Raw genomic sequence first — 24,807 nt, 5'->3', positions numbered from 1 at the left:
ACGGATATACAGATGCAGATATGATCAGGTAAAACGGGGGACATGAAATGGATGATATACACCGGATTTTGGATGTCATCGCCACTTCTAAAAAAGCTAAGGTACTGGCTACCATCATTAAAACTGAGGGGTCCGCTTATAAGAAAGAAGGCGCCTCCATGCTGATTTTAGGGGACAAAACAAGAGTCGGAATGTTATCCGCCGGTTGTCTGGAAGAAGATCTCGTTGAACGGTCAGAACAGGTCTGGGCTGCAGGAGAGCCGGTGATTGTCCGCTTTGATATGAGCGCGGAAGACGATTTATCCTGGGGACAGGGCGTTGGCTGTAATGGTGTTTTGACGGTTTTACTTGAGCCTGTAAAAGGAGAATTGGAAAGACATCTGATGACAGTCAAGACATGCTTAGATGAAAAAAAGTCTGTGACCCGAATGAAACGATTCACTAAAACGTTAGAGCCGAAGGAAGATCTGTACATAGTGGAAGACGGCAGCGTGTTTGGAACCGGGGATGTTATGGAACAAGGCTGCATTCAAAAACTGAGACAGACGGAAAAGGGAATCAAGAGGGATGAACATACCTCTGATTTATTTTTTATCCATCAGATGGTGCCAAAACCTTGTTTATATGTCTTCGGAGCAGGGGAAGATGCGAAGCCGTTAGTTTCTTTGGCAGCTGGCACTGGCTTTCATGTGACGGTGATTGACTGGCGTCCCGCTTTATGTCATCACGGCCATTTTCCTGAAGCCGGCCATTTGATAACAGGAGCACCGGAAGAAGTCATGGAAGGCCTGTGCATGACCCAAAGAGATTTTGTTGTCATTATGACGCACAGCTTTCAAAAAGATCAGATCATTTTACATACATTAAAAAACGAGAATGTGTTTTATAAAGGTGTATTAGGCCCCAGAAGGCGCACCGAGCGGCTATTAGGCGGAGCGGAGATTCCGGAGGATATTCATTCCCCTATTGGGCTTCCCATCGGGGCACAAGGGCCTGAGGAAATTGCTGTAAGTATTGTCGGCGAGATGATTAAAAAAATGCGAAAGCAAAGGTCTGCTTTATGAAAACAGCAGCCATTTACCTGGCAGCCGGTATAAGCAGACGCATGGGGACGGATAAGCGAAGTTTAGTTCTCAATGGAGTTTCCCTTGGAAGTATGGCTCTTAAAAATGCCTTGTTATCTGAATTAGATCATATTTTCGTTATTACGGGAAAGGGAGATCCACTGCATTGGCTTTCGGATGTTTTCTTTTTAAATCCTTTATCAAATAAGTGGAGTCAGGCAGAATGTGAGCAAGCGGATAAGGGCCAAGGCCATTCTATACAATGCGGTTTACAAAAAGCGGCAGAGTACGAGGCTGACGCTGTTATCATTCTCCTTGCAGATCAGCCGTTTGTCACCGCAGATATCATCAATACGTTAATTGATTCCTATCAAAAGGAGCGCCGCTATTCATTTATCGCCGCTGAAAATCATCATCTTCCTATGCCCCCCATTTTATTCTCAAATCAATGTTTTCCGGTATTGCATCAGTTAAAGGGAGATCAGGGCGCCCGGCACGTCATCCGTGAAAGTATGATCAATATGGGAAAAATGATCAGCTTTCAAGACCCTTTGCTTTTTTATGACGTCGATACAGTTGAAGATTATACGCTGCTGCTGAATAAATTCGGGGAGTGAATGAGTTGGAGTATATCGGGAAGAGTGTCATTCGAAAAGAGGCCCTTGAAAAAGTGACGGGTAAAGCGAAATATACGGATGATTTTCAAGAAACAGGCACATTACACGCAAAAATGCTGGTCAGTCCATATGCTCATGCCGATATTGTGTCTATGGACTTTTCAGAAGCTTGGAAGATTCCCGGCGTGAGAGCGATATTGGGTGATGAACCTTTTCCGCTTGCAGGTGAGGAAATTAAAGACAGATCGCCGATTGCTTATAAAAGGGTCAGATACCATGGTGAGCCGGTTGCTGTTGTTGTTGCGGAAAATCCAATTACAGCTAAAAAGGCAGCGGATGCCATCAAAGTATCTTATAAACCTCTTCCCGTCGTCAATTCCCCCCGTGAGGCCTTTCAAAAGGATGCGCCACTCGTCCATGAAAATGCGGACCGCTATGAGAAGACAAAAGGTGTATTCCCGGTTCCGAAGACAAATATCGCAAACCTGGATAAGGTTAGAAAAGGAAATATTGAAGACGGGTTTAGGGAAAGTGATGTGACAGCAGAATTCCAGATTTCCTTTAACCCTTCTGATCACGCTGCGATGGAAACAAGGTGCTCGATCGCTGAAATTCGCGCGGATGAGGAGATTATCATTACCACATCCTCTCAAGCTCCTTTTGCCATTAAAAAATTAATGCAGTGGTATTTTGGAATCGAACCCGGAAAGGTTATCGTCAAAACGCCTTTAGTAGGAGGAGCGTACGGGGGAAAAGCAGCCGTTCAGTTAGAGGTGATTGCCTATTTGGCATCAAAAGCAGTCGGAGGCCGGCCCGTCAAATTATTTAATACGAGAGAAGAGGATATGATCACATCTCCCGTTCATATAGGATTGGATGCCATTGTCAAATTAGGGGCTGCAAAGGATGGAATCTTAAAGGCGGCAGACATTCAGCTTTTATTTGATGGCGGAGCGTATTCTGATAAAGGAGTGGACATCAGCCGGGCTGCGGTGGTTGATTGTACGGGTCCGTACGCTATCGATCATATACGGTGTGATTCATATTGTATGTATACGAATCATCCATATCCAAGTGCATTCAGGGGCTACAGCCATGCTGAAGTGTTATTTGCCTTTGAGCGGACGATGGATGTATTGGCGGAAAAGCTGAACATGGATCCATTAGAACTCCGCTATAAAAATGCCATTCGCCCCGGTGACACTACACCGACTCAAGTTCTTCTCAATTCAAGCACGGTCGGAAATGTGCCGAAATGCATTGAGAGATTGAAGGAATTAATGAATTGGGACGAGGGACAGCGAATTGAAATCGACGGCCGGAAGATACGGGCGAAGGGAATCAGCTGCATTTGGAAAACCTCAACATTTGATACAAATGCAACGTCCGGGGTGATTCTAACCTTTAATCCCGATGGAAGCATTAATTTGATGTCAGGGGTAGTGGAAATTGGAACAGGGACAAAAACAGTGCTAGCCCAAATCTTAGCGGAACGAATGAAAATGGATATAAGCAAAATTCACGTAAAAATGCTTATAGATACACAAACAACACCCGAGCATTGGAAAACCGTGGGGAGCAGAGGGACGTTAATGGCCGGAAGAGCCGTACTGAATGCAGCGGAGGAAGCCATTCGAAAGCTGAAAGACGTGGCATCATGTGTGTTGCGGGTTCCTGTCGAGGAATTGGAAGTGGCCGACGGAAAGGTTTATTTTATAGATCATCCTTCTGTACATGTTGAAATAAAAGACATTGCTTACGGATATACGTTTCCAAATGGAAATACCATTGGCGGCCAAATCATTGCGAGCGGCAATTACACATTAACCCGGATGACGAATTTAGACCGGGAAACGGGAAGGGGGAAGCCGGGACCCGAGTGGGCTGTCGGTGCTCAGGGAATTGAAGTTGAGTTGGATAAACGGGATTATACGTATCGAATTACAAAAGCCTATTCTGTTGTGGATATAGGAACTGTACTGAATGAAAAAGCTGCTAGGGGTCAAGTGATGGGGGGGATGAGTATGGGAATCGCATTTGGAGGAAGAGAAACCTTTGTATTTGATTCATATGGCAGAGTATTAAATCCTCAGCTTAGAACATACCGCCCCCTTCACTATGGAGAGCAGCCTGAATATATCATTGAATTTGTTGAAACCCCGCATGTGATTGCCCCTTATGGAGCGCGCGGAGGCGGGGAACACGGACTGTTGGGGATGCCGGCAGCATTGGGAAATTGCCTTTCCGCCGCTTTAGGTGTCCAATTGAATCAACTTCCTCTCATTCCCGAACGATTATGGAGGACGCAAGAGGGGTGGAAAGATGATACCGTTTGATTTTGATTATTTTAAACCGAAGACCATTCAAGAAACAATCAATCTATTTCACTCGCTTGCGGCCGAAAAGAAAACACCAATGTATTATTCCGGCGGCACGGAAATTATCACGTTAGGAAGGCTGAATATCATCTATACGGATGCGGCGATAGATATGAACGCGCTTCCGGAATTTCAAACCATCCGCTTTTATGAAAATGATCTGGTGATCGGAGCGGGCGTGTCATTAACGAAACTGGAGGAAGAAAATCCATTTCCGCTATTAAGTAAAACAGTCAGTGAAATAGCCGATCGGACGACTCGAAATAAGATCAGCCTGGGCGGAAACATTTGCGGGGGCATCTATTACCGTGAGGCCGTGCTGCCGTTGCTGATTTCTGATAGTTTGATAGGGATTGCAGGGAGAGCGGGGATTCATTACCGTCCCATAAATAAAGTATTTAACAAGGAAATACAATTGCAAAAAGGAGATTTTTTATTTCATGTCGTTGTCGATCGAGCGTACGTTGACCTGCCATTTGTCAGTATCCAAAGAAGACAGCAGTGGAATGTCGGGTATCCATTGGTGACAGTCTGTGCGCTGAAAAAAGATGATGAGATCAGAATGGCCTTCAGCGGCGTATGTCCATTTCCGTTTCGTTCTGCTGAAATGGAGGCTGTGCTTAACGATAAAAGCCGATCAGCCGAAGAAAGAGTACGCAGGTCTTTACAATATGTACCCAAACCTGTTCTTGATGATGCAGAAGGCTCAAGTGAATACCGAATATTTGTCTTGCAACATACAATTTTAGATGCCTTACGGGAATTAGAAGGAGGTCCAAATGTCTGATCCTATTACGTTGAAAGTAAATGGCGAGGAAAGACAGATTACGGTCAGACCGGCTGATACTTTGTTATTTGCTCTTCGTCTTCGTCTCGGATTAACTGGTGCAAAGCCGGGCTGCTTAAATGGGGATTGCGGCGCCTGTACGGTATTAACGGACGGGGTGCCGATGAAATCTTGCTTAATGCTTGCGGCAGAAGGGGAAAGAAAGGATATTACGACAATTGAAGGACTGATCAATACGCCGATTCAAAAGGCTTTTATTGAAAAATTCGCGTTTCAATGCGGTTATTGCACACCGGGTTTTCTCATGAATTGTCATGCTTTAGTGAATACTGAGCCGAATGCAAGTGATGACACGATAAAAAATTGGCTGGAGTCCAATATTTGCAGATGTACGGGTTATAGGGAGATTGAAGAAGCGGTTAAATCGGTTTTACATACAGGGAAACCGTAAAAAAAGAGCCCAGAGAATCATCCCTGAACTCCATATTCTTCACTTCATATACCGATACTCCCGCAGTTTCTCCAAAATCGCCACTTCTTTCATCAGTTCTTCACCGACGTTTGTTTCTTTCACTTTCTTCCGCTCCAGCTCTTTGTCGACTAATCGTTTCACTGTTAAGACGTCGGTTCCAGTGCTCAGCACTTCGGCCTTGGAGTTAAAGTGTTTATGGGCGACGAGCTGCATGCCGTAGGAGTTGTATAAGAGCGTGTAGCCGGCGATGCCTGTTGTGGATTGGTAGGCTTTGGAGAAGCCGCCGTCGATGACGATCATTTTTCCGTTTGCCTTGATCGGATCTTCGCCTTCAATTTCTTTTACCGGTGTATGGCCGTTGATGATATGGCCGTGATCCGGGTTGAGGCCGAATTCCTTCAGGATGTTTCGGCAGGCTGTTTCGTCTTCACGCAAATAGTAATACGGGTTTTTCTTTTCTTTATGCGTTTCCTTCTCTTTAATGAAATACCGCTCAAAGGTTGTCATGGCGCGTTTTCCGAAGAGGGAAGAGTATTCGCCTGTCCATAAGTACCAAGTCATATCTGTCGCCAGATCATCGGTTTCTTCCGGATGGGCAAACGCTTCCCGTAAGAACCGTTCAAATACATCGAGCAGCTCACGGCCCGCATAAGCTTTATCCTCTATCATCATCGTTTCCATGCTGCCGTTTTCATCGACGGGAATACAGCCGTGAATCAGCAGGTTGCCGTTATATTTTAAATAAAGGCTGCCTTTTTTCATCATAAAATTCATATGGCGGCCCAGCTTTTCGGAGTTCTGAACAGAGAACAGCAGCTTGTCCATGACTTCTGCTTCTTCTTCTAACAGCTCATCAGGCTGTTTGGGATTCACCGTCGCAAAGCAGGTGTTTTCCAGTTGATATGTTTTTCCGTTCAGCGTGATTTCATTGCGGTCATAATCGATCTTTTCCAGTAACAGCCGTTCCTCCATATTAAAGTTCGGCCGTCTCTTAATAATCGGGCTCTCAAGCTTGAATTGGATCATCGCGATCGCCTGATGAATTTTTGTGATTTGTTTAATCTCATCTTCCGGTCTGTTTTCGTCCGCTTTCGGGCGGAAAGACGGGTTATCATCGTAATATTTTTCGGCAAGGTTCAATAGCGGTCTCAGATTGATGCCGTAAACGTCTTCAATAATATCCAGATTGTCATAGCGGGCACAGATGCGGATAATGTTTGCCAGGCATACTTTTGAGCCGGAATAAGCGCCTATCCAGAGAACATCATGATTCCCCCATTGAATATCCACTGAATGATAGTTGATCAGTTCTTCCATGATCTTATCCGGCTGCGGTCCGCGGTCATAAATATCGCCGACAACATGCAGATGGTCGACCACCAAACGCTGCGTGCTGTAGGCAAGGCCGGTGATCAGCTTATCGGCCTGGCCGAGCGCAATGATCTGTTCTATGATTTCGGAGTAGTATTGTTCTTTGTTGGCGGCTTGTTCTGTTTTGTACAGCAGCTCTTCAGAAATATAAGCAAATTGGGCGGGCAGCGCTTTGCGCAACTTGGAGCGGGTGTACTTGGAAGAACAATAAGAAACGAGCTTAATCATCCGATGAATCGTTTCTTTATACCACTCGTTTAATGCCTCTTTCGTATCAAAGTCATGTTTGATCAGCTTCAGTTTGTCCTCAGGATAATAGACCAAAGCCGCCAGTTCATCAATTTCTCTATCGTAAATGACACCGCTGAAAATATCGCGGATCTTCTCTTTTACCCTTCCTGAACCGTTCCGCAGCACGTGCTGGAATGCCTGATACTCCCCATGCAGATCACTGACGAAATGCTCGGTTCCTTTCGGCAGGTTCAGTATCGCTTTCAGATTAATGATTTCCGTGACCACTTTTTCTTCACAATCGTATTTTTGTGCGAGCAGATCTAAATATTTCGTTTCCAATCTCGTCCATCCCCTTTTTATTTACGAGCAATTGTATGATAAAGTGAATTTAAAGTATGACATAATGTTTAAATGATTAGACCTTATATGATAGTACCGCATAACGCCTTTTTGAGACAATGAAAACGGAAAATACGGCGCTTCAGGCATCGGAAATTGGACCGGGATAACGCCGTGAGCTCATCCCCCTATTGACAATGAATTCAACTTCCATTAAAATAAAAAGTTAGCTGATAGGTATTCCTATCAGAAACTCAATACGTAGCAGGCTATGATTGCTGTGGGTCGAACTACAGCAGGAGCGGCTTCTGGAGAGACCGCGGGTTTTCCGCGGCGCCGAAGGGTTCACAATCTCAGGCAAAAGGACAGAAGAGTACCGAATATGTATTTGTCATGCTGTTGATTGTCAGCGGCGCAGATATAATTTGATATTCTTATGACCATGAGATTGGAGGGCATCCAATCTCTTTTTTTATTGGTTTTTTTTGCTCGTCGTTCACTAGAGAGGTAAGGAGGAGTCAGATGTGGAGCAGCGAGAGCTAAAGAGGGACTTATCGAATCGGCACGTGCAGCTGATCGCCATTGGCGGCACGATCGGCACCGGATTGTTTTTAGGGTCCGGTAAGGCGATTCAGCTGGCGGGTCCTTCTATCATCTTTGCGTATTTTATTGTAGGTATTGCGCTTTTTTTCGTCATGCGGGCGCTGGGAGAACTGCTGTTATCTAAAGCGGGCTACCAATCATTAACGGATATTGCCGAGGCGTATTTAGGGCCGCGTGCAGCGTTTGTCACCGGCTGGACCTACTGGTTTTGCTGGATTATGACGGCTATGGCGGATGTGATCGCCGTCGGTGTGTATGTGAAATATTGGTTTGATATTCCGCAGTGGATTCCGGCGCTTATCTGTTTGCTCATTTTATTAGGGCTTAATCTGTTAACGGTTAAGATTTTTGGAGAATTGGAGTTTTGGTTCGCCTTAATTAAGGTAGTCACGATTCTCGCGTTAATTGTCATCGGTGTGGTTCTGCTGGTGATTGGGTTCAAAACGCATACCGGAACGGTTTCAGTCGCGAATCTGTGGGAGCACGGCGGCTTGTTTCCGAACGGATTTTCAGGCTTTTTGCTTTCGTTCCAGATGGTGATCTTCGCCTATGTCGGTGTGGAATTAGTGGGTGTGTCGGCGGCGGAAACGTCAAATCCGAAAAAAAATATTCCATCCGCTATCAATAAAATTCCATTGCGGATTTTATTTTTCTACGTCGGAGCATTGCTCATTCTTTTATGTATTAATCCGTGGATGCAGCTGAATGCGGCGGAAAGTCCTTTTGTAAAGACCTTCAGTCTGGTCGGCATCCCGTTAGCCGCGGGAATCATTAATTTTGTCGTATTAACGTCTGCCGCTTCTGCTTGTAACAGCGGGATGTTTTCAACAAGCCGGATTTTGTATAACTTAAGCAAAACGAAACAAGCGCCGGCAAGTTTTGCGAAGCTGAATAAAAATCATGTGCCGAGCCGCGCATTATGGATATCGGTTATTGTGCTGTCAGCTGGCGCTCTTTTAAGCAAATTGATACCGGAAGCAGCCTTTGGCATCGTGACCACCATCAGCGCGATTTGTTTCATTTGGGTGTGGGGCGTGATTCTGGTCTGTCATATCAGATACAGGAAAACCCGTCCGGACTTACATGCAAGCTCGTCTTTCAAGGCGCCGTTTGCGCCGTTTATCAATTACGCCGTGCTGGCGCTGTTTGCCGTCATTCTGGTGATTATGCTGTTTGCGGATGCAACGCGCCCGGCTTTGCTGCTGACGCCGCTGTGGTTTATTGGATTATTTCTTATCTATTGGGCGAGAGGGAGAAAGACAGATTGAATTGCTTCAGACGGTGTACTGCCATGCAGTACGCCGTTTTTTGTTTTGATTGGAAAGCGAGAATATTTGTTAGGAATCAGGCTATAATGATTGTATAATTTAAAAAAGTGTATAATTTTAAATTAAGCGAGGTGGTAATATGAAGTATGAGAAGTTATCTAAGCTTTTTTATAAAATGGATGCTGATTCATATGAGAAAGAATGTAAAAAGAGAACAAGCAGCTATGGCAGTTATTCAACATCATTAAACATACGGGGGTTCCGAAAAGGCCGACCCACGGGCGATTCATTTGAGTTATTCTATGTGAATACACATAAACTCATGAAGCTGAATAATGAAGTGTTGTTAAACAGTTCCAAAATTTCATCCCTTATCAGTCAGCTCCCCGAATTTGCCGTCAAACCTTATTTTGATAAATTAATTATTAATGAAGCACAGAGTAATAATGAAATTGAAGGAATCCGCAGTACAAAAAAAGAATTGAAAGAGGCTCTTAAAGCGTTAGAACAATCTGAGCCCTCACATAAGCGGTTTGTCGGATTGATGAAAACATATCAATTTATAGACCGAATTCCGTCGTTTACAAGCATTCATGACTTTAGGGAATTATATGACGAGCTGGTCGCAGATGAAATCGGAGCAGAAGATGCGCCGGATGGTGAGCTATTCAGAAAAGGCTATGTTGAAGTGGACGATGGGAACATGACCACCCATATCGGTGTTAATTCTGAACAGAAGATAACAGAAGCGCTTGAGGCTTTAATTGCTTATCTTCATGATGAAACACATCCCCAGCTGTATCGTTACATGACAGCTCATTACTACTATGAATACATTCACCCTTTTTATGACGGCAATGGAAGAACAGGACGCCTTATCGTTGGGAGTTATTTGTCCCGATACTTAGAAAAATATTCAGCCATCACTTTTTCTTACGCAGTTAATAAGAACAAAGATAAGTATTATAAGGCATTAGAGGAAATTCCCGCACCTTTAAACCGGGGAGAGCTGACTTTTTATTTAATGGATATGCTGGAATTGCTTCTGTCAGGTCAAAAAGGGATTATTGAGGATCTTGAATTTAATTTAATGAAACTGAAACGAATTAGGAACTATATTGATAGCGATCAATGGGCTGATTATAAGGATGAACGAGATATTTTTAATATCATTATCACGATTAATGTATTTGTAAATGATCAGGTTACGCTGTCGGTGCAAGATTTAATGGAGCTCTCAAATAAATCGAGACATAAAATTAACAGAGTAATGGATTATTTAGAACAGCAAGGATTTGTTGAGCTGGTAAGCAGAAGGCCAAAATCTTATAAAATCAGCGAGGATTGTTTAGAGGAGATACTGCCTTCTTAATTCATATTTAAAAAAGCCGCCATATGAATGGCGGCTTTCACATTAATTCCGGATCAAATAATCAAATGCGCCTAAAGCGGCAGTTGCACCTGATCCCATGGAGATAATGATTTGGTTGTACGGGCCGTCTGTGCAGTCCCCTGCGGCAAATAGGCCGGGAACGCTTGTCGCGCCGCTCTTATCGACGATGATTTCGCCGATGCGGTTGCGTTCGACAGTTTCGTCTAACCATTCTGTATTAGGCACGAGACCGATTTGGACGAATACACCTTGGAGTTCAACGTGTTTTTCTTCGCCTGTTTCACGGTCAACGAACGTAATGCCGTTTACGTTTTGGTCGCCTGTGATTTCTTTCGTTTGTGCATTTTTGTGCACAGTGACGTTTGTCAGGCTGTAAAGACGTTTTTGCAGGACTTCGTCTGCTTTCAGTTCAGGCGCGAATTCCAGCACAGTCACGTGATTGACGATACCTGCAAGGTCAATCGCCGCTTCGATTCCGGAGTTTCCGCCGCCGATAACCGCTACGTCCTTGCCTTCAAACAATGGTCCGTCACAGTGCGGGCAGTATGCAACACCTTTGTTTTTGAACTCTTGCTCACCAGGTACGTTGACATTGCGCCAGCGGGCACCTGTTGAAAGGATCACTGTTTTACTTTTCAGTACAGCGCCGTTTTCGAGTTCAAGTTCGAAGAGGTCTTTTTTCTCAAGGCGTTTCGCGCGCTGAAGGTTCATGACGTCAATATCATAATCTTTCACGTGCTCTTCAAGGCTTGCAGCGAGCTTCGGTCCTTCAGTCGCTTTGACGCTGATGAAGTTCTCGATGCTCATGGTGTCGAGTACCTGGCCGCCGAAGCGTTCAGCGACGACACCGGTGCGGATGCCTTTACGCGCCGTGTAGATCGCCGCGCTTGCGCCGGCAGGTCCGCCGCCGACAACAAGAACGTCAAATGGCTCTTTGTCGGCAAACTCAGACGCATCTGCGCCGCTGCCCATTTTCGCGAGAATCTCTTCGATGGTCATACGGCCGCTTCCGAAAGATTCACCGTTTAAGAAAACAGTCGGAACAGCCATAATGTTTTTGCTTTCTACTTCTTCTTTGAATGCCGCGCCGTCAATCATTGTATGTGTGATATTCGGGTTGAGCACGCTCATCATGTTTAATGCTTGGACGACATCAGGGCAGTTGTGGCACGTCAGGCTGATATAAGACTCAAAGCGGTATTCTCCGCTGATGTTCTTAATCTGGTCAATGACCTTTTGATCAGCCTTAGGCGCTCTGCCGCTGACTTGAAGCAATGCCAGCACTAATGATGTAAATTCGTGGCCGAGAGGAACACCGGCGAATGTAACGCCTGTGTCTTCTCCGGTACGATTAACGCTGAAACTCGGTGTTCTGTTTAATTCAGTTTTTTCAACTGAAATTTTAGATGACATGGAAGCCAGCTCGTCAACGAGAGCCAGCATGTCCTTAGAAGTGTCATCGTCACCGGCGCTTACTTTGAGAACAATGTCGTTCTCAATTAGCTGCATGTATTGATTTAATTGTGCTTTGATATTTGCGTCAAGTACCAATGGAATGCACTCCTTAGATTTTACCTACCAAATCAAGGCTAGGTGTAAGTGTTTCGCCGCCTTCTTCCCATTTAGCCGGGCAGACTTCACCTGGGTTTTGACGAACGTATTGAGCTGCTTTTACTTTGTTTACAAGGTTGCTTGCGTCACGGCCGATACCGCCTGCATTGATTTCAACTGTTTGGATGACGCCATCAGGATCGATGATGAATGTTCCGCGGTCAGCAAGACCAGTTTCTTCGTCAAGAACGTCGAAGTTGCGGGAGATCGTTTGAGATGGGTCACCGATCATTGCGTAAGTGATTTTGCCGATTTTTTCAGAGCTGTCATGCCAGCCTTTGTGTACGAAGTGAGTATCTGTAGAAACAGAGTATACTTCAACACCTAATTCTTTCAGTGCAGCGTATTGTCCTTGAAGATCTTCAAGTTCAGTCGGGCAAACGAAAGAGAAATCCGCTGGGTAGAAGCAGAAAACGCTCCATTGACCTTTCAAATCTTCGTTTGTTACATCGATGAATTCACCGTTTTTGAAAGCTTTTGCTTCGAATGGCAGTACTTCTTTTCCGATTAAAGACATAATATCTTCCTCCTGAAATGTGATTTGAAATATATTAAAAAGACAAAGCATTCACTTTATCTTTCAATAATAATTCTAATTATATATAGATTATTAAATAACATTTATTTTTTGTCAAGCTATATGGGGTATTATTTTCTGCTTTTTTTGCTTTAGACGTTTAAAAACGCCTGGTATAAGCGGTTTGGCGCTGTTTGTCATGTTTAGCGCCGGGCGAAAGGGGGATTCTCAATTGGTGAATCGAAACAGTAGGAATCAACCCTTCTATATGGCAGTATAAACCAAAGGGGGTATGATCATGCAAATAAATAACATTACTTTGTACAGTTGTGCGTTGGAGGAGACGAAACACTTCTATGAACGGGTGTTAGGTTTTCCTTTAATTGATGAGTCCGGTGATTCGTTTACCATCAAGGCGGGAGAAAGTGAGTTGGAATTCAGGCGTGCCGATTCTCACTCTCAACCGACGTATCATTTTGCGTTTAACATTCCGAATAATCGTTTTGATGAGGCGAAGGCGTGGATAAAGGATAAAGTCGTTTTTCAAACGGAAGATGGGGAGGATGAGGTGTATTTCTCCCATATTCAGGCGCGTTCCTTTTATTTTAAAGATCCGTCCAACAATCTGGCGGAATTCATCGCGAGAGGCACATCGCCGCCAAGCGCGGAACGTTTTTCGATTGAGTCCGTTCTGAACATCGGTGAGGTGAATCTGACGGCTGCCGAGGTCGTATCAACCGGGAGGGAGCTGCAGCGTTTCGGCATTCCGGTGAGAAAGCATGCGCCTCTTAGTGAAAACGGGTTTCATTTTATGGGTGATTACAATGATGGGGCGTTTTTGCTTTTAGGGCCGAGCGGCCGCCGCTGGATTTTTTCTGATCAGCATGCGGAGTTTCATCCGCTGTCTGTTATTGTGAACGGAACGATCCGCATTGAGGCTGACGGAAAGGGCGGCATTGACATCAGGCGGGCACAGCCGTCATAAAAAAGCCCGGGCTCAAAAGGCCCGGACTCAAAAGGCCCGGACTCAAAAGGCCCGGACTTGAGGTCATTATTTATAGACAACACGGGTGCTGCACATGATGTCGTGCAGCGTTTTTTTCTCTCCGAAGGCACCCATGATGAATCCGATATAAAGAATGAGCTTAGATATGATATATGCGAAAGCGCGTCCGAAGGCCTGGCCGATGGAAATGCGTCCGCCATCTTCATTGACGACCTTAAGGCCTAGCAATGCTTTTCCCAGTGTCCCCTGCATCTTTGAGGCCGTGAGCAGGCTGAAATATAAGATACTGATCACAAAAGAGCTCACAAGAATCGGGATGACGCCGAACACCAGAAAAGAGATGTTAAACTGATTTTCGGTCATGAAGGGGTCAGCCGCCGCAACGCCTGCCGCAAATAAAAAAGAGACCATAAATTGAATGATAAAAATCGGAATTCCTATGATGATTTGATCAATGACGTAAGCCAGAAACCGAATCCAAAATCCTGCCGGTCTTTCCATGTATCTTTTTCTCTCCCTTTCTTTAATCTGGAATATTATACGTAATCATTCCGGATTTTGCAACGGAGCTTAAGCTTCTGCGAGCAGCCTCTTTCCCCATGCCAAGCGTCCCATGATCATCCCGAAAGCCAGAAGGGCAAACATGATGCCGCACCACATCAGCTGATGGATTCCCCAATGTGAAATAAACCAGCCGCCCGCCGCCGTTCCGATGGTGATGCCGAGGTTGGAAAAAGAGACAAACAGGCTGTTGCCGAATTCGGGCGCCTCCTTTGCTTCCGCAGTAAGCCATGTCTGGCTGACAATGAGACCGCCGGAATGAACGGCGCCCCATACGAAGACGAGAACGACCATCGGCGCGAAAGACGTTCCAAACCCGTATATGAGCAAGTAGGCGGCTGTATAAAGAAGCGGAAACAGGATGACGGTCTTTTTCATATTTTTATATAACAAAGCGCCGAAGACGAAATTCCCGGCTATCATAATCACTCCGAAGCTCATCAGCATGAAGCTGACCATATGGGACACCCGTCCGAGGTACTCCGCAAAATAGCTGTAGACAGAAAACATGGCCGCAAAGAGACAGGTGACGGCAGCGATATTGAGCCACAAAGCCGGTTTGCGAAGGATGCCGAGCTGACTTCTGAAAGATATTTTTCTGTGACCGGCATGGATGGCAAAAAGAGAAGAATGCCCGTGAATGCGATGAGACTGATGATAGCGCCGAATAAGAAGGCGGCTTCAAGGGATAGACGATCCGCCAGATAAGACGTGAAAGGCACGCCGAACGCAAAGCCGGCGGTGATGCCTGAAAAGACTTTCGTTACGGCTTTTCCGGATTGGCCGGCGGGGACAAGCCGGGCCGCGGTCGCAAGCGCTACAGAAAAGAACACCGGGTGGCATAAAGCCGGAATGATCCGAAACGCCAGCATGACACTGAAATGCGCCGTATACGCGTAGACCGCATTTGAAAAGGCAAACATCAGCACCGCCAAAAGCAGAATGACTTTCCGGTTTATACCTGAAGCAAGCAAGGTCAAAAACGGTCCCGACACAGCGACGATGAACGCGAAAATGCTGACAAGCCACCCCGCATTTGAAGCAGAAATATGAAATCTGTCCGCCACTTGCGGAAGAACGCCGATAATGCCCATTTCAGTCGTGATAATTCCGAAAACCCCTAATGCCAAAAACAGAATGAAGATGGAGCTGCTTTTTTTCATTGTTATGTATGCCTCCTTTTATAACTACATATACAGAAAAATAGATATGTTAGAACAAAAAAAACCTCCTTTCATGGTTATAGCTGGTGCTGAACATAGTCAGCAAAGGCTTTAATTTGTTTTTCATTCCTTCTGTAATAGGTCCATTTTCCGATTCGTTCGGATTCCAGCAGGCCGGCTTTTTGCATGGTCAGCAGGTAGCTGGAGATGACGGACTGCGCAAGCCCCGACTTTGCCTGAATATCACCGACGCAAATTCCGGTGCGGAAACTGAGTCCCTGCTCAAGGTAAGGTTTTTCATCAAAATGGTCCTCCGGGTGTTTAAGCCACGTCATAATATCACTTCGTGTTTTGTTAGATAACGCTTTATGAATCAATATCGGTTCCATAACGTTTATTATATCTATTTTTCTGGATTTGTAAATTCGTTTTTGACAAAACATTCTCAAATTAAGTAAAAATCGTGCTAAAATATAACATATTATCAGATTACCGGTAAAAAAGCCGGGTTATTGTCAGGAGGATATTCACATGAATCAAAAGAAAAAAGGTACGGTTGCGGTGACCTTGCTTTCCGCTCTGCTGTTTTGTTTATTGCCGGTCCTCGTCTCGCTTTCTCCGCTTGCGGAAACGGGGCCGAACGCGAATCGTTTTAATTCCGCGGGCATGTGGGCCGCCGTCGGCCAGATCTTTGTTATATATGCGGTCCCGCTCATTTTGTATATTCTCGGTATTCGTGTCATGAAAATCATCATGGCCGTTTTTTGCGGAATCGGGCTTATCATTTGCGCGGCTGTCTTGTTGGTGACGTTATTGACCGCAATTTCCTTAGGGCAGGAGCTGTCTCTTTATTACGGCCTTCTCGTTTGGTCAGGCGCGGCTTTTATCGTCAATGTGGTGTGGTATATTGCCGCGTTTCGATCATCCCCGAAGCATCAGCAGGCTATGTGACATTTGTTCTATAAATCTGCCGAAAATACAAATATTTCATAGGTTAATTATGGTATGATCAAAGTGATATAGCAGCTTTTAATAGAAACGGGAGGAACTGACATTGAAAAAAAAGACAGCTTCATTGCGAATGAAAACATTGGCGGCCGGCGCTGCGGTTGCTGCGGCTTTATCTGTGGGAGCGGTTTCTGATCTGCCGGGGGCAAAATGGCTGCATCCGGCGGCTGCTCAAGCTGCGGAAACGGTATTTAAACAAAATCATGCGGCATCCGGTTTCTTGGCGGGACGGTATGACGCGCAGGCGATGTCTCCGACGATGTTCAACTGGTCAAGAGAAAGCCGGTTTACAAGCACTGCCGATGGCGCATTAAAATGGGAAAAGAATGTTCCGGCCACCCCTCAAAACGGTGCGGGAGCCGCGGTTGACGGGGACGGCACCGTATTTATTCAATCAAAAGACGGGAAGCTGACGGCGTATCATCCGGACGGTACTGTGAAATGGGTGACGGAAAACCTCGGGACGACCTATACGCTGACTCCGGTGCTCGGAACAAACGGTGTCATTTATCTTCCTTCTCACGATAAAAAACTATATTTCATCGACAAAGAAACCGGAAACATTTTAACATCGGTTCCGCTGAGCGGAGCGCCTAGTTCCGATGCGGCTATCGGCTCTGACGGCACGCTGTATGTGTCGACGCTGGATAACTATATCTATGCGATTAAACCGACGTCGCCTTCGACATGGACGCAAAAGTGGAAGTTTAAAACAAACGGCGTGGTCGGCTCCGCTCCCGTGTTAGCATCAAACGGCACTCTGTATACGGCAACGTACAATAATATCTTTTACGCGATCAATTCCGGAACGGGCCAAGTGAAATGGTCAAAAACGACGTCCAACGGGTTTAAAGGTTATCCGGTTATAGATAGAGACGGCACCGTTTACGCCGGAAACCAGGACGGCAACTTATATGCCTATACATCAACGGGTGCTGTAAAGTGGACGTTCCCGTTAAACGGTTTCTCCAGCTCTTCATTAGCGATCGACCATAACGGCAATGTGTATATCGGTTCCGGAAGCGGCGAGCTGTTTTCCATCAGCAAAACCGGTAATATGAACTGGTCTTTCTATACGGACGGGCCTGTGAGAACGGCGCCGCTGATTGATGCGGATGGCAATGTGTACTTCGGTTCTGACGATAAAAATGTCTATGCGGTTGACGCTGACGGTAATGAAAAATGGCGCTATCAAACAGACAGCAATGTCATTTCCTCCCCGGTTCTGGCTGAAGACGGCACGCTTTATGTCGGCACTTATACGAAACTGCTCGCATTCGGGCCAAAAAAATCATAAAAAAAGAATCCGCATGCGCGGATTCTTTTTTTATTTAGAGGCTTGAATAAATACGCCTTTTTCATGAGAAAATTCTTTAAAGCCGTACACACCGTGATATGAACCGATCCCGCTCGTATTGACACCGCCGAACGGAAGGTTGACGTCAGTGAAATGAACGACGACATCATTGATAGAAGCATTGCCGGATGTCGTATGCTGCAGCACATAATCGATCAGCTCCTGATTATGGCTGAATACATACAAGGCAAGCGGCTTGTCCCGTTCAGTGATGTAATCAACGGCTTCACTGATATCTTCGTAATTCATAATCGGCAGAATCGGTGCGAAGATTTCTTCCTGCATGATCTTCATATCAGGCGTGACGTTTGTCAGCACGGTCGGAGAAATCGTGCGGTCATGCGCATCGAATACGCCGCCGAACGCCGTCTTCGCCCCTTTTTCAATGGCGTCATCATACAGGGCTTTGACACGGTTAAAGTTGCGGTCATTGACAATCTGCGTGAATTTGTTGCGGTCAACCGTATGATCATCCTCCATAAAACCTGCATTGACAATGGTTTGCAGGAGATCTGTAAAGGTGCTCTGCACTTCTTTCTTCATAAGGAGATAGTCAGGAGCGATACATGTTTGCCCCGCATTGACAAATTTGCCGACGGCGATTTTTTTCGCCGCGTCCATCAAATCATAGCCGCTGTCGATGATCGTCGGGCTTTTTCCGCCAAGCTCAAGCGTGACGGACGACAAGTGCTTCGCCGCTGCCGTCATGACGATTTTACCGACATTCGTGCTTCCGGTGAAGAAAATGTGGTCAAACGGCTGGTCGAGCAGTTCTGTGGCGACATCGACCTCACCTTCAAAAATGGCGACTTCTTCTTCGTGAAATGCCTCGCGAATAACTGTCGCGGCGATATGGCTCGTCTCCATCGTAAAATCGGACAGCTTCACAATCGCGCTGTTGCCGGCCGCAATGGCAGCCGCAAGCGGAGCCATCGTCAGCATAAACGGATAATTCCATGGGCCGAGAATTAAGGTAAGGCCTTTTGGCTCGTACATTAATACGCCGTCAGCGTCGGGGCTGACGGATGAGCCGACGCGTTTCGGCGCCATCCAGGTGTCGAGATTGTTCATATTATCTTTAATCGCCTTGATCGTTCCCTGCGTTTCCGCTCTTTTCACCTCATGATAAGGCTTGCGGACGTCCCGTCTGATCGCCTCGATGATTTCTTCTTCATGTGCGGTGACGGCATCTAAAAAGCGCTGAAGCTTTTCTCTGCGCTGCCCGGCTGTTGAAGCACGCAGCGTTTTTTGATTTTTTTTCTGAAGCTCAAAGACGCGTTTGATGTCTGCTTTTATATGCTGATCCATCGGTCTTCCTCCTCTGGTTGCTTTTTTGTTTCTTCAGGGCCTATTATAATGTGATGTGTTTTTGCGGCAAAGACAGCGTAAACACATCTATACGTTACCGTACAAATTGCGGTGATCTGTCTAATGAAAGGAGTGTCTCTTATGCCGGATTCTGTGACAACTGACATCAAACAAGCGCTCTTGGTTATGCTTGGGGAGCGGGATATCCGCCAAAAGTAAAAGTGGTATTGCTTTGACATGGCCCGGAGTTAACATCCGGGATTTTTACTTTTTATAAGATGTGTTTTAGGAATAGGCGGGCGGAAAAAGTGTAGCATTTCAGTTGGAGGCTGTGAAGAATTATTTTGCAAACGAGATGACCAAGTGCTGGATTTCAAAGAAGATCATAAGGTGTAGCATTTGGATTTCTGAAAAAAATGCCTCAAAGCAAATCTTCTTTCCGCTTTGAGGCATATGAGAACTACTTTTAACAAATTTAGTGCAAGTGCAATACATCTAGGAAATAATCAATGTATCTTTTTGTATCAACGATTATTGATACATTAGTCTGCATTCCGTTTTTTAAGTGTATTTTTTCGCCGTTATCTTTAACGATTTCATTGTTTGCTATTGTGCTTTCTGCAATATAAAACTTTTGGCCTTTTTGATTACTAATACTGTCCCGGCTTATGTTAGTAATTACGCCTTTAATGGTTTGACTTGTATTTTCAAGATGGAACTTAACCTCATCTTTTTCATTAATATTTGTGATCTCATAACTTGGAATGTAAATGTTAGCTTTAAGTTTCTCTTTATCAGGGATAATAGTCAAAATAGACGTTCCAGCTTGTAAATTGTCTCCTGGGGATATATTTGTCAATACGTTAACATAGCCATCATTTGCCGCTTTTATTTTATATTTTTCTAATTGTAAATCTATCATTTTCAGATCATCTTCTTTTGCTTTAAGAGTGGTCTGAAGGTCTGTTTGTTTTTGGGCTGTCTGATTCAGCAAGTTTGTTTTAAGCTGTTCAATAGAAAGCCTATAATTCGTTTGCTCTGAATCATTGGAATCAATGTCAGTATTGTCACTTTCAATTGAGCTATTAATCTCATCAAGGGATTGTTTTAATTCGTCTTTTTCTTCACTTAGTTTTACTAACATATCTTGTTTTAAACTTTCAATTTGTCCGTTCAGATTCTCTTTCTGCTCTGAATAACTGCTTTTATCAAGTTCATCTTTCATCTTTTCTACATCTTCCAGCTGCTGTTCTGCATTTTGCTTGCTGGTCAAATAATTATTATAGTAAGAGCTGTATTTATCATCCTGCTTGGCAAAAGACTTATCTCTTCTAATTGAGTTTTGCAGATCAGAAATTCTTTGAAGTTTTAATGTAACCTTGCTTTTGGTTTTGTTCAGATTATTTTTCACATTCTTTGTATGTTTGTCGATTTTTTCTTTCTGGGTTTTTACAGTTTCTTCTGATGTCTCTAACAAGTTTATTTGTTTTTTATAAGAGAGGTATTGATCTTGAAAACCCCAATGATCATCCTCGCTGAATAAGTTTTTGTCATTTTCAATACTCTTTTTAAGAGTCTTGTTTAATGCGATTTGTTCTTTTAAATCATTAATATCAGCTTTAGAGGCTTTTCTTTGTGTTTGAATTTCGGTATCGTCCAGAGTAAACAAAGTGTCTCCCTTTTTCACCTTATCCACTTGTTTAAAAGAAACTGTTTTTACTTTACCCGCTATTTCATTTGTTACATTGCTGTTAGGCTTACTGTACTGAATATCAGCCGTTGTTTTTAGAATGACTTCTTTTTTGCCATAGAAACTGAAAGCAATGGCTGATATTAATATGCCTATGAGTAAATATACAAAGATTAGACCGATTGGTTTTGGCTTTGATTCATAAAGTTCTCTGCTGTCTTTCAACTCTTGTAATGTGAAAAAGTTTCGTTTCATATTGTCACCATCTCTTTTGATGGTATTTGGTTTTCCCACAGTTCATAGTACTTGCCTTTTTTCATTAACAAATCATGATGACTTCCAGACTCTTTGATTTCTCCATTTTCCATGACAAATATTTTGTCACAATTCATGATTGTACTTAAACGATGAGCGATGATAATCGTTGTTATATTATAAGTCTGATCATATATCATCTTTGATATTCCTTGTTCAGTAGTCGTATCAAGATTGCTTGTGGATTCATCCATAATGAGAATGTTAGGTTTTCTCAATAATGCTCTTGCAATTGCCAGTCTTTGCTTCTGACCGCCAGATAAGTTAGATCCGTTTTCTTCTATAAGAGTATCGTATCTCATTGGTAAATGATCAATAAAATCGTGTACTTTCGTTTGTTTGCAAACTTCTATAATTTCCTCAAAGGTAAAACTTCCTGAATTCCCAAGCAAAAGGTTTTCAAGAATAGATCCTTGTATAAAATGTGATTCTTGAGGTATATAGCTTATGCTTTCCCTTAACGCGTTAGTGTGGATATCATTTATATGATACCCATTGATTAAAATCTCGCCTGACTCGGCAGCATAAAACTTCATTAAAAGCTTAGTCAAAGTAGATTTCCCTGAACCGCTTTCTCCGACAAAGGCAACTTTTTCCCCTTTTTGAATTTGCAGTGCAATATTTTTTAGGATGAGCCTTCGAGTTCCGTAGCGGAAATTAATTTTATTAAAAACAATGGGGCCGGTTATTGAAGAAATTGATGTTATTCGTTTCTCATTGTCTTTGATTTCTGGATCTTGCTCTATAATTTCACCGAGTCTTTTAGAAGCGACAGAAGCTGATTGAAACTTGGATTGAAGGCCGATAATGTTTTGTAAAGGATTTAAAAAGTAGGTTAATAAGGCATTATACGTAATGAGCTGACCGATGGTGAGATTGCCTTTCATTACTTGGGTAGACCCGATCCACAGTATCAATGCACCGCTTGCTAAATCTAAAAACATTTTTATGGAACTCTGGAGATTATCAATAACTCCATGTTTAAAAGCTGACCGTAAGTATTTCACAAACCTTTTTTCTGTTTCAAAAGTCATCATATATTCAGCATTGTAAGCCTTAACTGTTTCAATGCCGTTAAGCGTTTCAACAATTTTCGATGTTAGCTGGGCATTGTTTTCCATTTCGGTGTTATTTATATTTGCATAGGGCTTTATAAAGATCCAAACTGTCAGAATATAAAGTGGTACGAAAGCTAAAGTGATGAGAAACAACGTAGCATTCTGCAGGTACAGAAATATACCGACCATAATAAGCATAATCGTATCGAGCAGGATAGAAAGGGATGCACTGACAACAGCATCAATTACTTTATTAGCATCTGTAAATCTCGAAATGATTTCTCCGACTTTTCGGTTGCTGAAAAACTTCATTGGTAAAGAAAGTACATGTTTGAAGTATCCGAACATAATGGTAATACTTAATTTCTGACCCAGCAGGATCATCATATATTGCCTAAATCCTATTAAGAAAACTTTGAATAGATACATAATTAAAAGGCCGATTGAAAGAATATGTAATGTATTACTTAGCCCATTCGGCAAGATTTGATCAATAATCGTTTGAAAATAAAAAGTACCCAGAATTCCGAAGATTGTAATAATAAAAGATGCTAAGAATGTATGTATAATCAAGGATTTTTGTTGAAGAATTAACCTGAAAATATCTGAACTTATATTCCTTATCTCTTTTTGTTTTTCATAGGCTTCGGTGGGTGTTAAAAGTATTAAGATCCCTGTCCAGATCTTTAAAAAATCATCTTTTTTGTATTTAATAAGCCCTTTGCCGGGGTCTGCAATGATTATCTTTTCTTTACTGATTTTATGTATAACAACATAATGCAATAATTGTTGATCTATAACAATATGTGCTATTGCCGGAAGAGTAATAGATTGATCGAAAGCTGCATGCTCTGCTCGCACCGCCTTTGCAGAGAACCCCAATTGTTCAGCGGCTTTTACCATTCCAAGAACGCTAGTTCCCTGTGTATCAGTTCCGGCAATGTCACGGATATAAGTTATAGAGAGCTTTGAACCATATTGTCTTGCAATGGTTGATAAACAAGCAGCTCCACAATCTTTTTCATCCATTTGTTTTACACAGTGATATTTTTTAAAAAACATTTTTAATCTCCATATTATAGAATTGTTGAATTATACAAAAATTATTATCATAATACAATAAGTATGAATATATCAATAGTTCCGGGAGGAAATATATTTGTTTTTGAATAAAAAATTTTTATACATGTATACTTTTTGCTAAATTTTCTATCTCTTCCTTATAAGTTTCCAAATCATTATTTTCATTATATTCAATAATCTTGTCTTGAATAGTTGAATTCATTAAAAACAACGGTCCGTAATTCTTTTTTAATTCACAAAACCATGCTTGTTTTTTTAGACTTTTTAAGTTTCTTCTAAATTTCAAATTTCTCTTTGATGGTATGGTAGTAACAATAATCCATAATATAGTCTCAACTAGCATGTACAAAAAATCCATCAAATGTCCTCCTTGAGCTTAATTCACAATGTAAATAAAACATAATGTAAGACTAACATAAAAGTACTTTTAGTTAAAGTTTCAATTAATTAATCAGAGTATAAGATTAAATCTTCTTCAGTGAGAATCATAAAAAAGAGAGTGGTTATTGTAACGAATAGACGTTTTGTAGGAATTTTAGATGAAAAATGTCATGTAATTTTGCTTTTGAGTATTGAAAAAAGTGTAAATCACAATTATACTAATACAAGTCGACAATAATTTACCAAGTTCGGACTTAGGAGGAGTAGTAGTATGGAAAAGCAAAACAATAGATTTGAGTCTTTAACAGTAGAAGAAGCTGAAATGATAGATGGCGGGGGATACGGTTCTTATTTATTAAAAGGAGTCGGAACAGGAATTGCTGTTGGAGCAGCGCTTGGAGGACCTGGCGGGGCTGTTTTAGGTGCTAATGCTGGAGCTATCTGGGGTTCTGCAGCGTATGGTGTAGATGCATTAATTTCTGGTCATAAATAAAAAACATAAATTGAACAAAAATTATATATAGGAGGTTTATTATGTTACATAACTTTGAAAAAAGTAATAATATGATTGAATTAAGTGAACAAGAAATGCTAGATACTGACGGCGGGGGCTGGAGAGATTTAGCAGGCGCTGCTGCAGGCGCTGCAGTAATGGGAGGTACAGCAATGGCTTTAGGAGCTGCTGGTGGCCCAGTAGGTTTTGCTGCGGGAATAGGGCTGGCAATCTTAACAAGACCAGGGCATGCAAAATAATTTGTGTTATAGAAAAGCTGTCTTATGCCGACAGCTTTTCTGTATTAAAAGGAATCTTAACTGCATACCTTTCCATGCAGTTTTAAATTGAAGAACGAAAACTAAATAATTTGTGTTAATTCCTCACAAGGTTTACTTAGCCAATTTAATGGACTAATTAGATTTTTTATGAGAATACTTAATCAAAGAATGGACACTTAGAAATAATACAATGTAGAAAAATGAGAATAATAATAACTGAATCAGTAATTCTCTCACATTGGTAATTTCTTTAGAAAGAAAACTTATCATTACCCAAAATAATCCGCTCAATATAAAAATAAAGAAATGTTTTAATCTTTTTCTTTTTCTCTGTATTAATAACCCCCTTTTTATTGCGAAAATTGAATAAAAAGTGCTGACAACTAAAAACGATATAATTATACTTAGTTGAGTGTAAAATAAGTTTTTGGTTAGAATAGAAACAAAAA

At 42.8% G+C, this 24,807-nt stretch carries 21 protein-coding genes, 1 pseudogene and 1 riboswitch; of the genes and pseudogenes, 12 read left to right on the top strand and 10 right to left on the bottom strand.

The genetic code is table 11. From position 1 onward, the window contains the following. Positions 1–47: 47 nt before the first annotated feature. The 5 genes from NYE50_RS21250 to NYE50_RS21230 are packed head-to-tail and all read left to right on the top strand — an operon-like array spanning position 48 to position 5,297. Complete coding sequence (locus NYE50_RS21250) at positions 48–1,064, top strand: XdhC family protein (RefSeq protein WP_159353640.1); 1,017 nt, start codon at positions 48–50, stop codon at positions 1,062–1,064. Further along, positions 1,061–1,681 (top strand): NTP transferase domain-containing protein, encoded by a 621-nt coding sequence (locus NYE50_RS21245; RefSeq protein WP_159353639.1) that lies wholly within the window; start codon positions 1,061–1,063, stop codon positions 1,679–1,681. Before NYE50_RS21250 ends, NYE50_RS21245 begins: the two co-directional genes overlap by 4 nt. 5 nt (positions 1,682–1,686) lie before the next feature. Further along, complete coding sequence (locus NYE50_RS21240; RefSeq protein WP_224988539.1) at positions 1,687–4,017, top strand: xanthine dehydrogenase family protein molybdopterin-binding subunit; 2,331 nt, start codon at positions 1,687–1,689, stop codon at positions 4,015–4,017. Then, entirely contained in the window at positions 4,004–4,846 is an 843-nt protein-coding gene (locus NYE50_RS21235; RefSeq protein WP_224988541.1) for an FAD binding domain-containing protein, read from the top strand. Before NYE50_RS21240 ends, NYE50_RS21235 begins: the two co-directional genes overlap by 14 nt. Beyond that, entirely contained in the window at positions 4,839–5,297 is a 459-nt protein-coding gene (locus tag NYE50_RS21230) for a (2Fe-2S)-binding protein (RefSeq protein WP_224988543.1), read from the top strand. The genes NYE50_RS21235 and NYE50_RS21230 overlap by 8 nt, the downstream gene beginning before the upstream one ends. 39 nt (positions 5,298–5,336) lie before the next feature. Here the strand turns inward: NYE50_RS21230 and fbp are convergent, their stop codons facing one another. After that, positions 5,337–7,262 carry a fructose-1,6-bisphosphatase gene (fbp, locus tag NYE50_RS21225; protein WP_224988545.1) on the bottom strand — a complete coding sequence of 642 codons (1,926 nt, stop codon included), beginning with the start codon at positions 7,260–7,262 and terminating at the stop codon, positions 5,337–5,339. A gap of 298 nt (positions 7,263–7,560) precedes the next feature. Then, a riboswitch (glycine riboswitch) is annotated at positions 7,561–7,641 on the top strand. Between the two features lie 145 nt (positions 7,642–7,786). Between fbp and NYE50_RS21220 the strand changes: the two genes are divergently transcribed. Next, the gene (locus NYE50_RS21220; RefSeq protein WP_224988546.1) at positions 7,787–9,133 is read left to right on the top strand and encodes an amino acid permease; all 1,347 of its coding nucleotides are present in this window, start codon (positions 7,787–7,789) and stop codon (positions 9,131–9,133) included. A 139-nt stretch (positions 9,134–9,272) separates the two neighbouring features. Further along, positions 9,273–10,505 (top strand): Fic family protein, encoded by a 1,233-nt coding sequence (locus tag NYE50_RS21215; protein WP_061861691.1) that lies wholly within the window; start codon positions 9,273–9,275, stop codon positions 10,503–10,505. Between the two features lie 42 nt (positions 10,506–10,547). Here NYE50_RS21215 and ahpF read toward each other — a convergent pair whose 3' ends face one another. Beyond that, positions 10,548–12,077: an alkyl hydroperoxide reductase subunit F gene (gene ahpF, locus NYE50_RS21210; protein WP_224988547.1), complete on the bottom strand. Its 1,530-nt coding sequence runs from the start codon at positions 12,075–12,077 to the stop codon at positions 10,548–10,550. A gap of 13 nt (positions 12,078–12,090) precedes the next feature. Continuing rightward, positions 12,091–12,654: an alkyl hydroperoxide reductase subunit C gene (gene ahpC, locus NYE50_RS21205; RefSeq protein WP_004393188.1), complete on the bottom strand. Its 564-nt coding sequence runs from the start codon at positions 12,652–12,654 to the stop codon at positions 12,091–12,093. 298 nt (positions 12,655–12,952) lie between these two features. Between ahpC and NYE50_RS21200 the strand changes: the two genes are divergently transcribed. Beyond that, complete coding sequence (locus NYE50_RS21200; RefSeq protein ID WP_022554015.1) at positions 12,953–13,639, top strand: VOC family protein; 687 nt, start codon at positions 12,953–12,955, stop codon at positions 13,637–13,639. A 66-nt stretch (positions 13,640–13,705) separates the two neighbouring features. Here the strand turns inward: NYE50_RS21200 and NYE50_RS21195 are convergent, their stop codons facing one another. The 3 genes and pseudogenes from NYE50_RS21195 to NYE50_RS21185 all read right to left on the bottom strand — a co-directional run bounded on the left by NYE50_RS21195 (position 13,706) and on the right by NYE50_RS21185 (position 15,773). Then, complete coding sequence (locus NYE50_RS21195; RefSeq protein WP_004393190.1) at positions 13,706–14,161, bottom strand: RDD family protein; 456 nt, start codon at positions 14,159–14,161, stop codon at positions 13,706–13,708. A gap of 69 nt (positions 14,162–14,230) precedes the next feature. After that, positions 14,231–15,384: pseudogene (locus NYE50_RS21190) on the bottom strand (MFS transporter). 77 nt (positions 15,385–15,461) lie between these two features. After that, a complete protein-coding gene (locus NYE50_RS21185; RefSeq protein WP_014471266.1) occupies positions 15,462–15,773 on the bottom strand; it encodes an ArsR/SmtB family transcription factor in 312 nt (103 codons plus the stop codon). Positions 15,774–15,915: 142 nt separating this feature from the next. On the opposite strand from NYE50_RS21185, the gene NYE50_RS21180 reads away from it, so the two are divergent. Both NYE50_RS21180 and NYE50_RS21175 read left to right on the top strand, forming a co-directional pair. Then, positions 15,916–16,335, top strand: a complete 420-nt coding sequence (locus NYE50_RS21180; RefSeq protein WP_022554012.1) for a DUF5391 family protein — start codon at positions 15,916–15,918, stop codon at positions 16,333–16,335. Positions 16,336–16,465: 130 nt separating this feature from the next. After that, positions 16,466–17,689 carry an outer membrane protein assembly factor BamB family protein gene (locus NYE50_RS21175; protein ID WP_224988561.1) on the top strand — a complete coding sequence of 408 codons (1,224 nt, stop codon included), beginning with the start codon at positions 16,466–16,468 and terminating at the stop codon, positions 17,687–17,689. A 30-nt stretch (positions 17,690–17,719) separates the two neighbouring features. Here NYE50_RS21175 and NYE50_RS21170 read toward each other — a convergent pair whose 3' ends face one another. From NYE50_RS21170 to NYE50_RS21155, 4 genes are all read right to left on the bottom strand, one after another. Continuing rightward, entirely contained in the window at positions 17,720–19,057 is a 1,338-nt protein-coding gene (locus NYE50_RS21170) for an aldehyde dehydrogenase family protein (RefSeq protein WP_095352502.1), read from the bottom strand. Positions 19,058–19,532: 475 nt separating this feature from the next. Then, a complete protein-coding gene (locus NYE50_RS21165) occupies positions 19,533–21,002 on the bottom strand; it encodes an HlyD family efflux transporter periplasmic adaptor subunit (protein WP_174747412.1) in 1,470 nt (489 codons plus the stop codon). Then, positions 20,999–23,182 carry a peptidase domain-containing ABC transporter gene (locus tag NYE50_RS21160; RefSeq protein ID WP_025650414.1) on the bottom strand — a complete coding sequence of 728 codons (2,184 nt, stop codon included), beginning with the start codon at positions 23,180–23,182 and terminating at the stop codon, positions 20,999–21,001. The genes NYE50_RS21165 and NYE50_RS21160 overlap by 4 nt, the downstream gene beginning before the upstream one ends. A gap of 118 nt (positions 23,183–23,300) precedes the next feature. Beyond that, complete coding sequence (locus NYE50_RS21155; protein ID WP_159353633.1) at positions 23,301–23,561, bottom strand: hypothetical protein; 261 nt, start codon at positions 23,559–23,561, stop codon at positions 23,301–23,303. A 294-nt stretch (positions 23,562–23,855) separates the two neighbouring features. On the opposite strand from NYE50_RS21155, the gene NYE50_RS21150 reads away from it, so the two are divergent. Further along, positions 23,856–24,077: a Blp family class II bacteriocin gene (locus NYE50_RS21150; protein WP_025650416.1), complete on the top strand. Its 222-nt coding sequence runs from the start codon at positions 23,856–23,858 to the stop codon at positions 24,075–24,077. Between the two features lie 41 nt (positions 24,078–24,118). Then, complete coding sequence (locus tag NYE50_RS21145) at positions 24,119–24,337, top strand: hypothetical protein (RefSeq protein WP_025650417.1); 219 nt, start codon at positions 24,119–24,121, stop codon at positions 24,335–24,337. The last annotated feature ends 470 nt before the right edge of the window (positions 24,338–24,807 follow it).

This window comes from Bacillus sp. EU55, assembly GCF_038005925.1.
Taxonomy (GTDB): Bacteria; Bacillota; Bacilli; order Bacillales; family Bacillaceae; genus Bacillus; species Bacillus velezensis.
The sequence above is the reverse complement of the archived record's forward strand: the minus strand, read 5'-3'. Positions and strand labels throughout refer to the sequence as shown.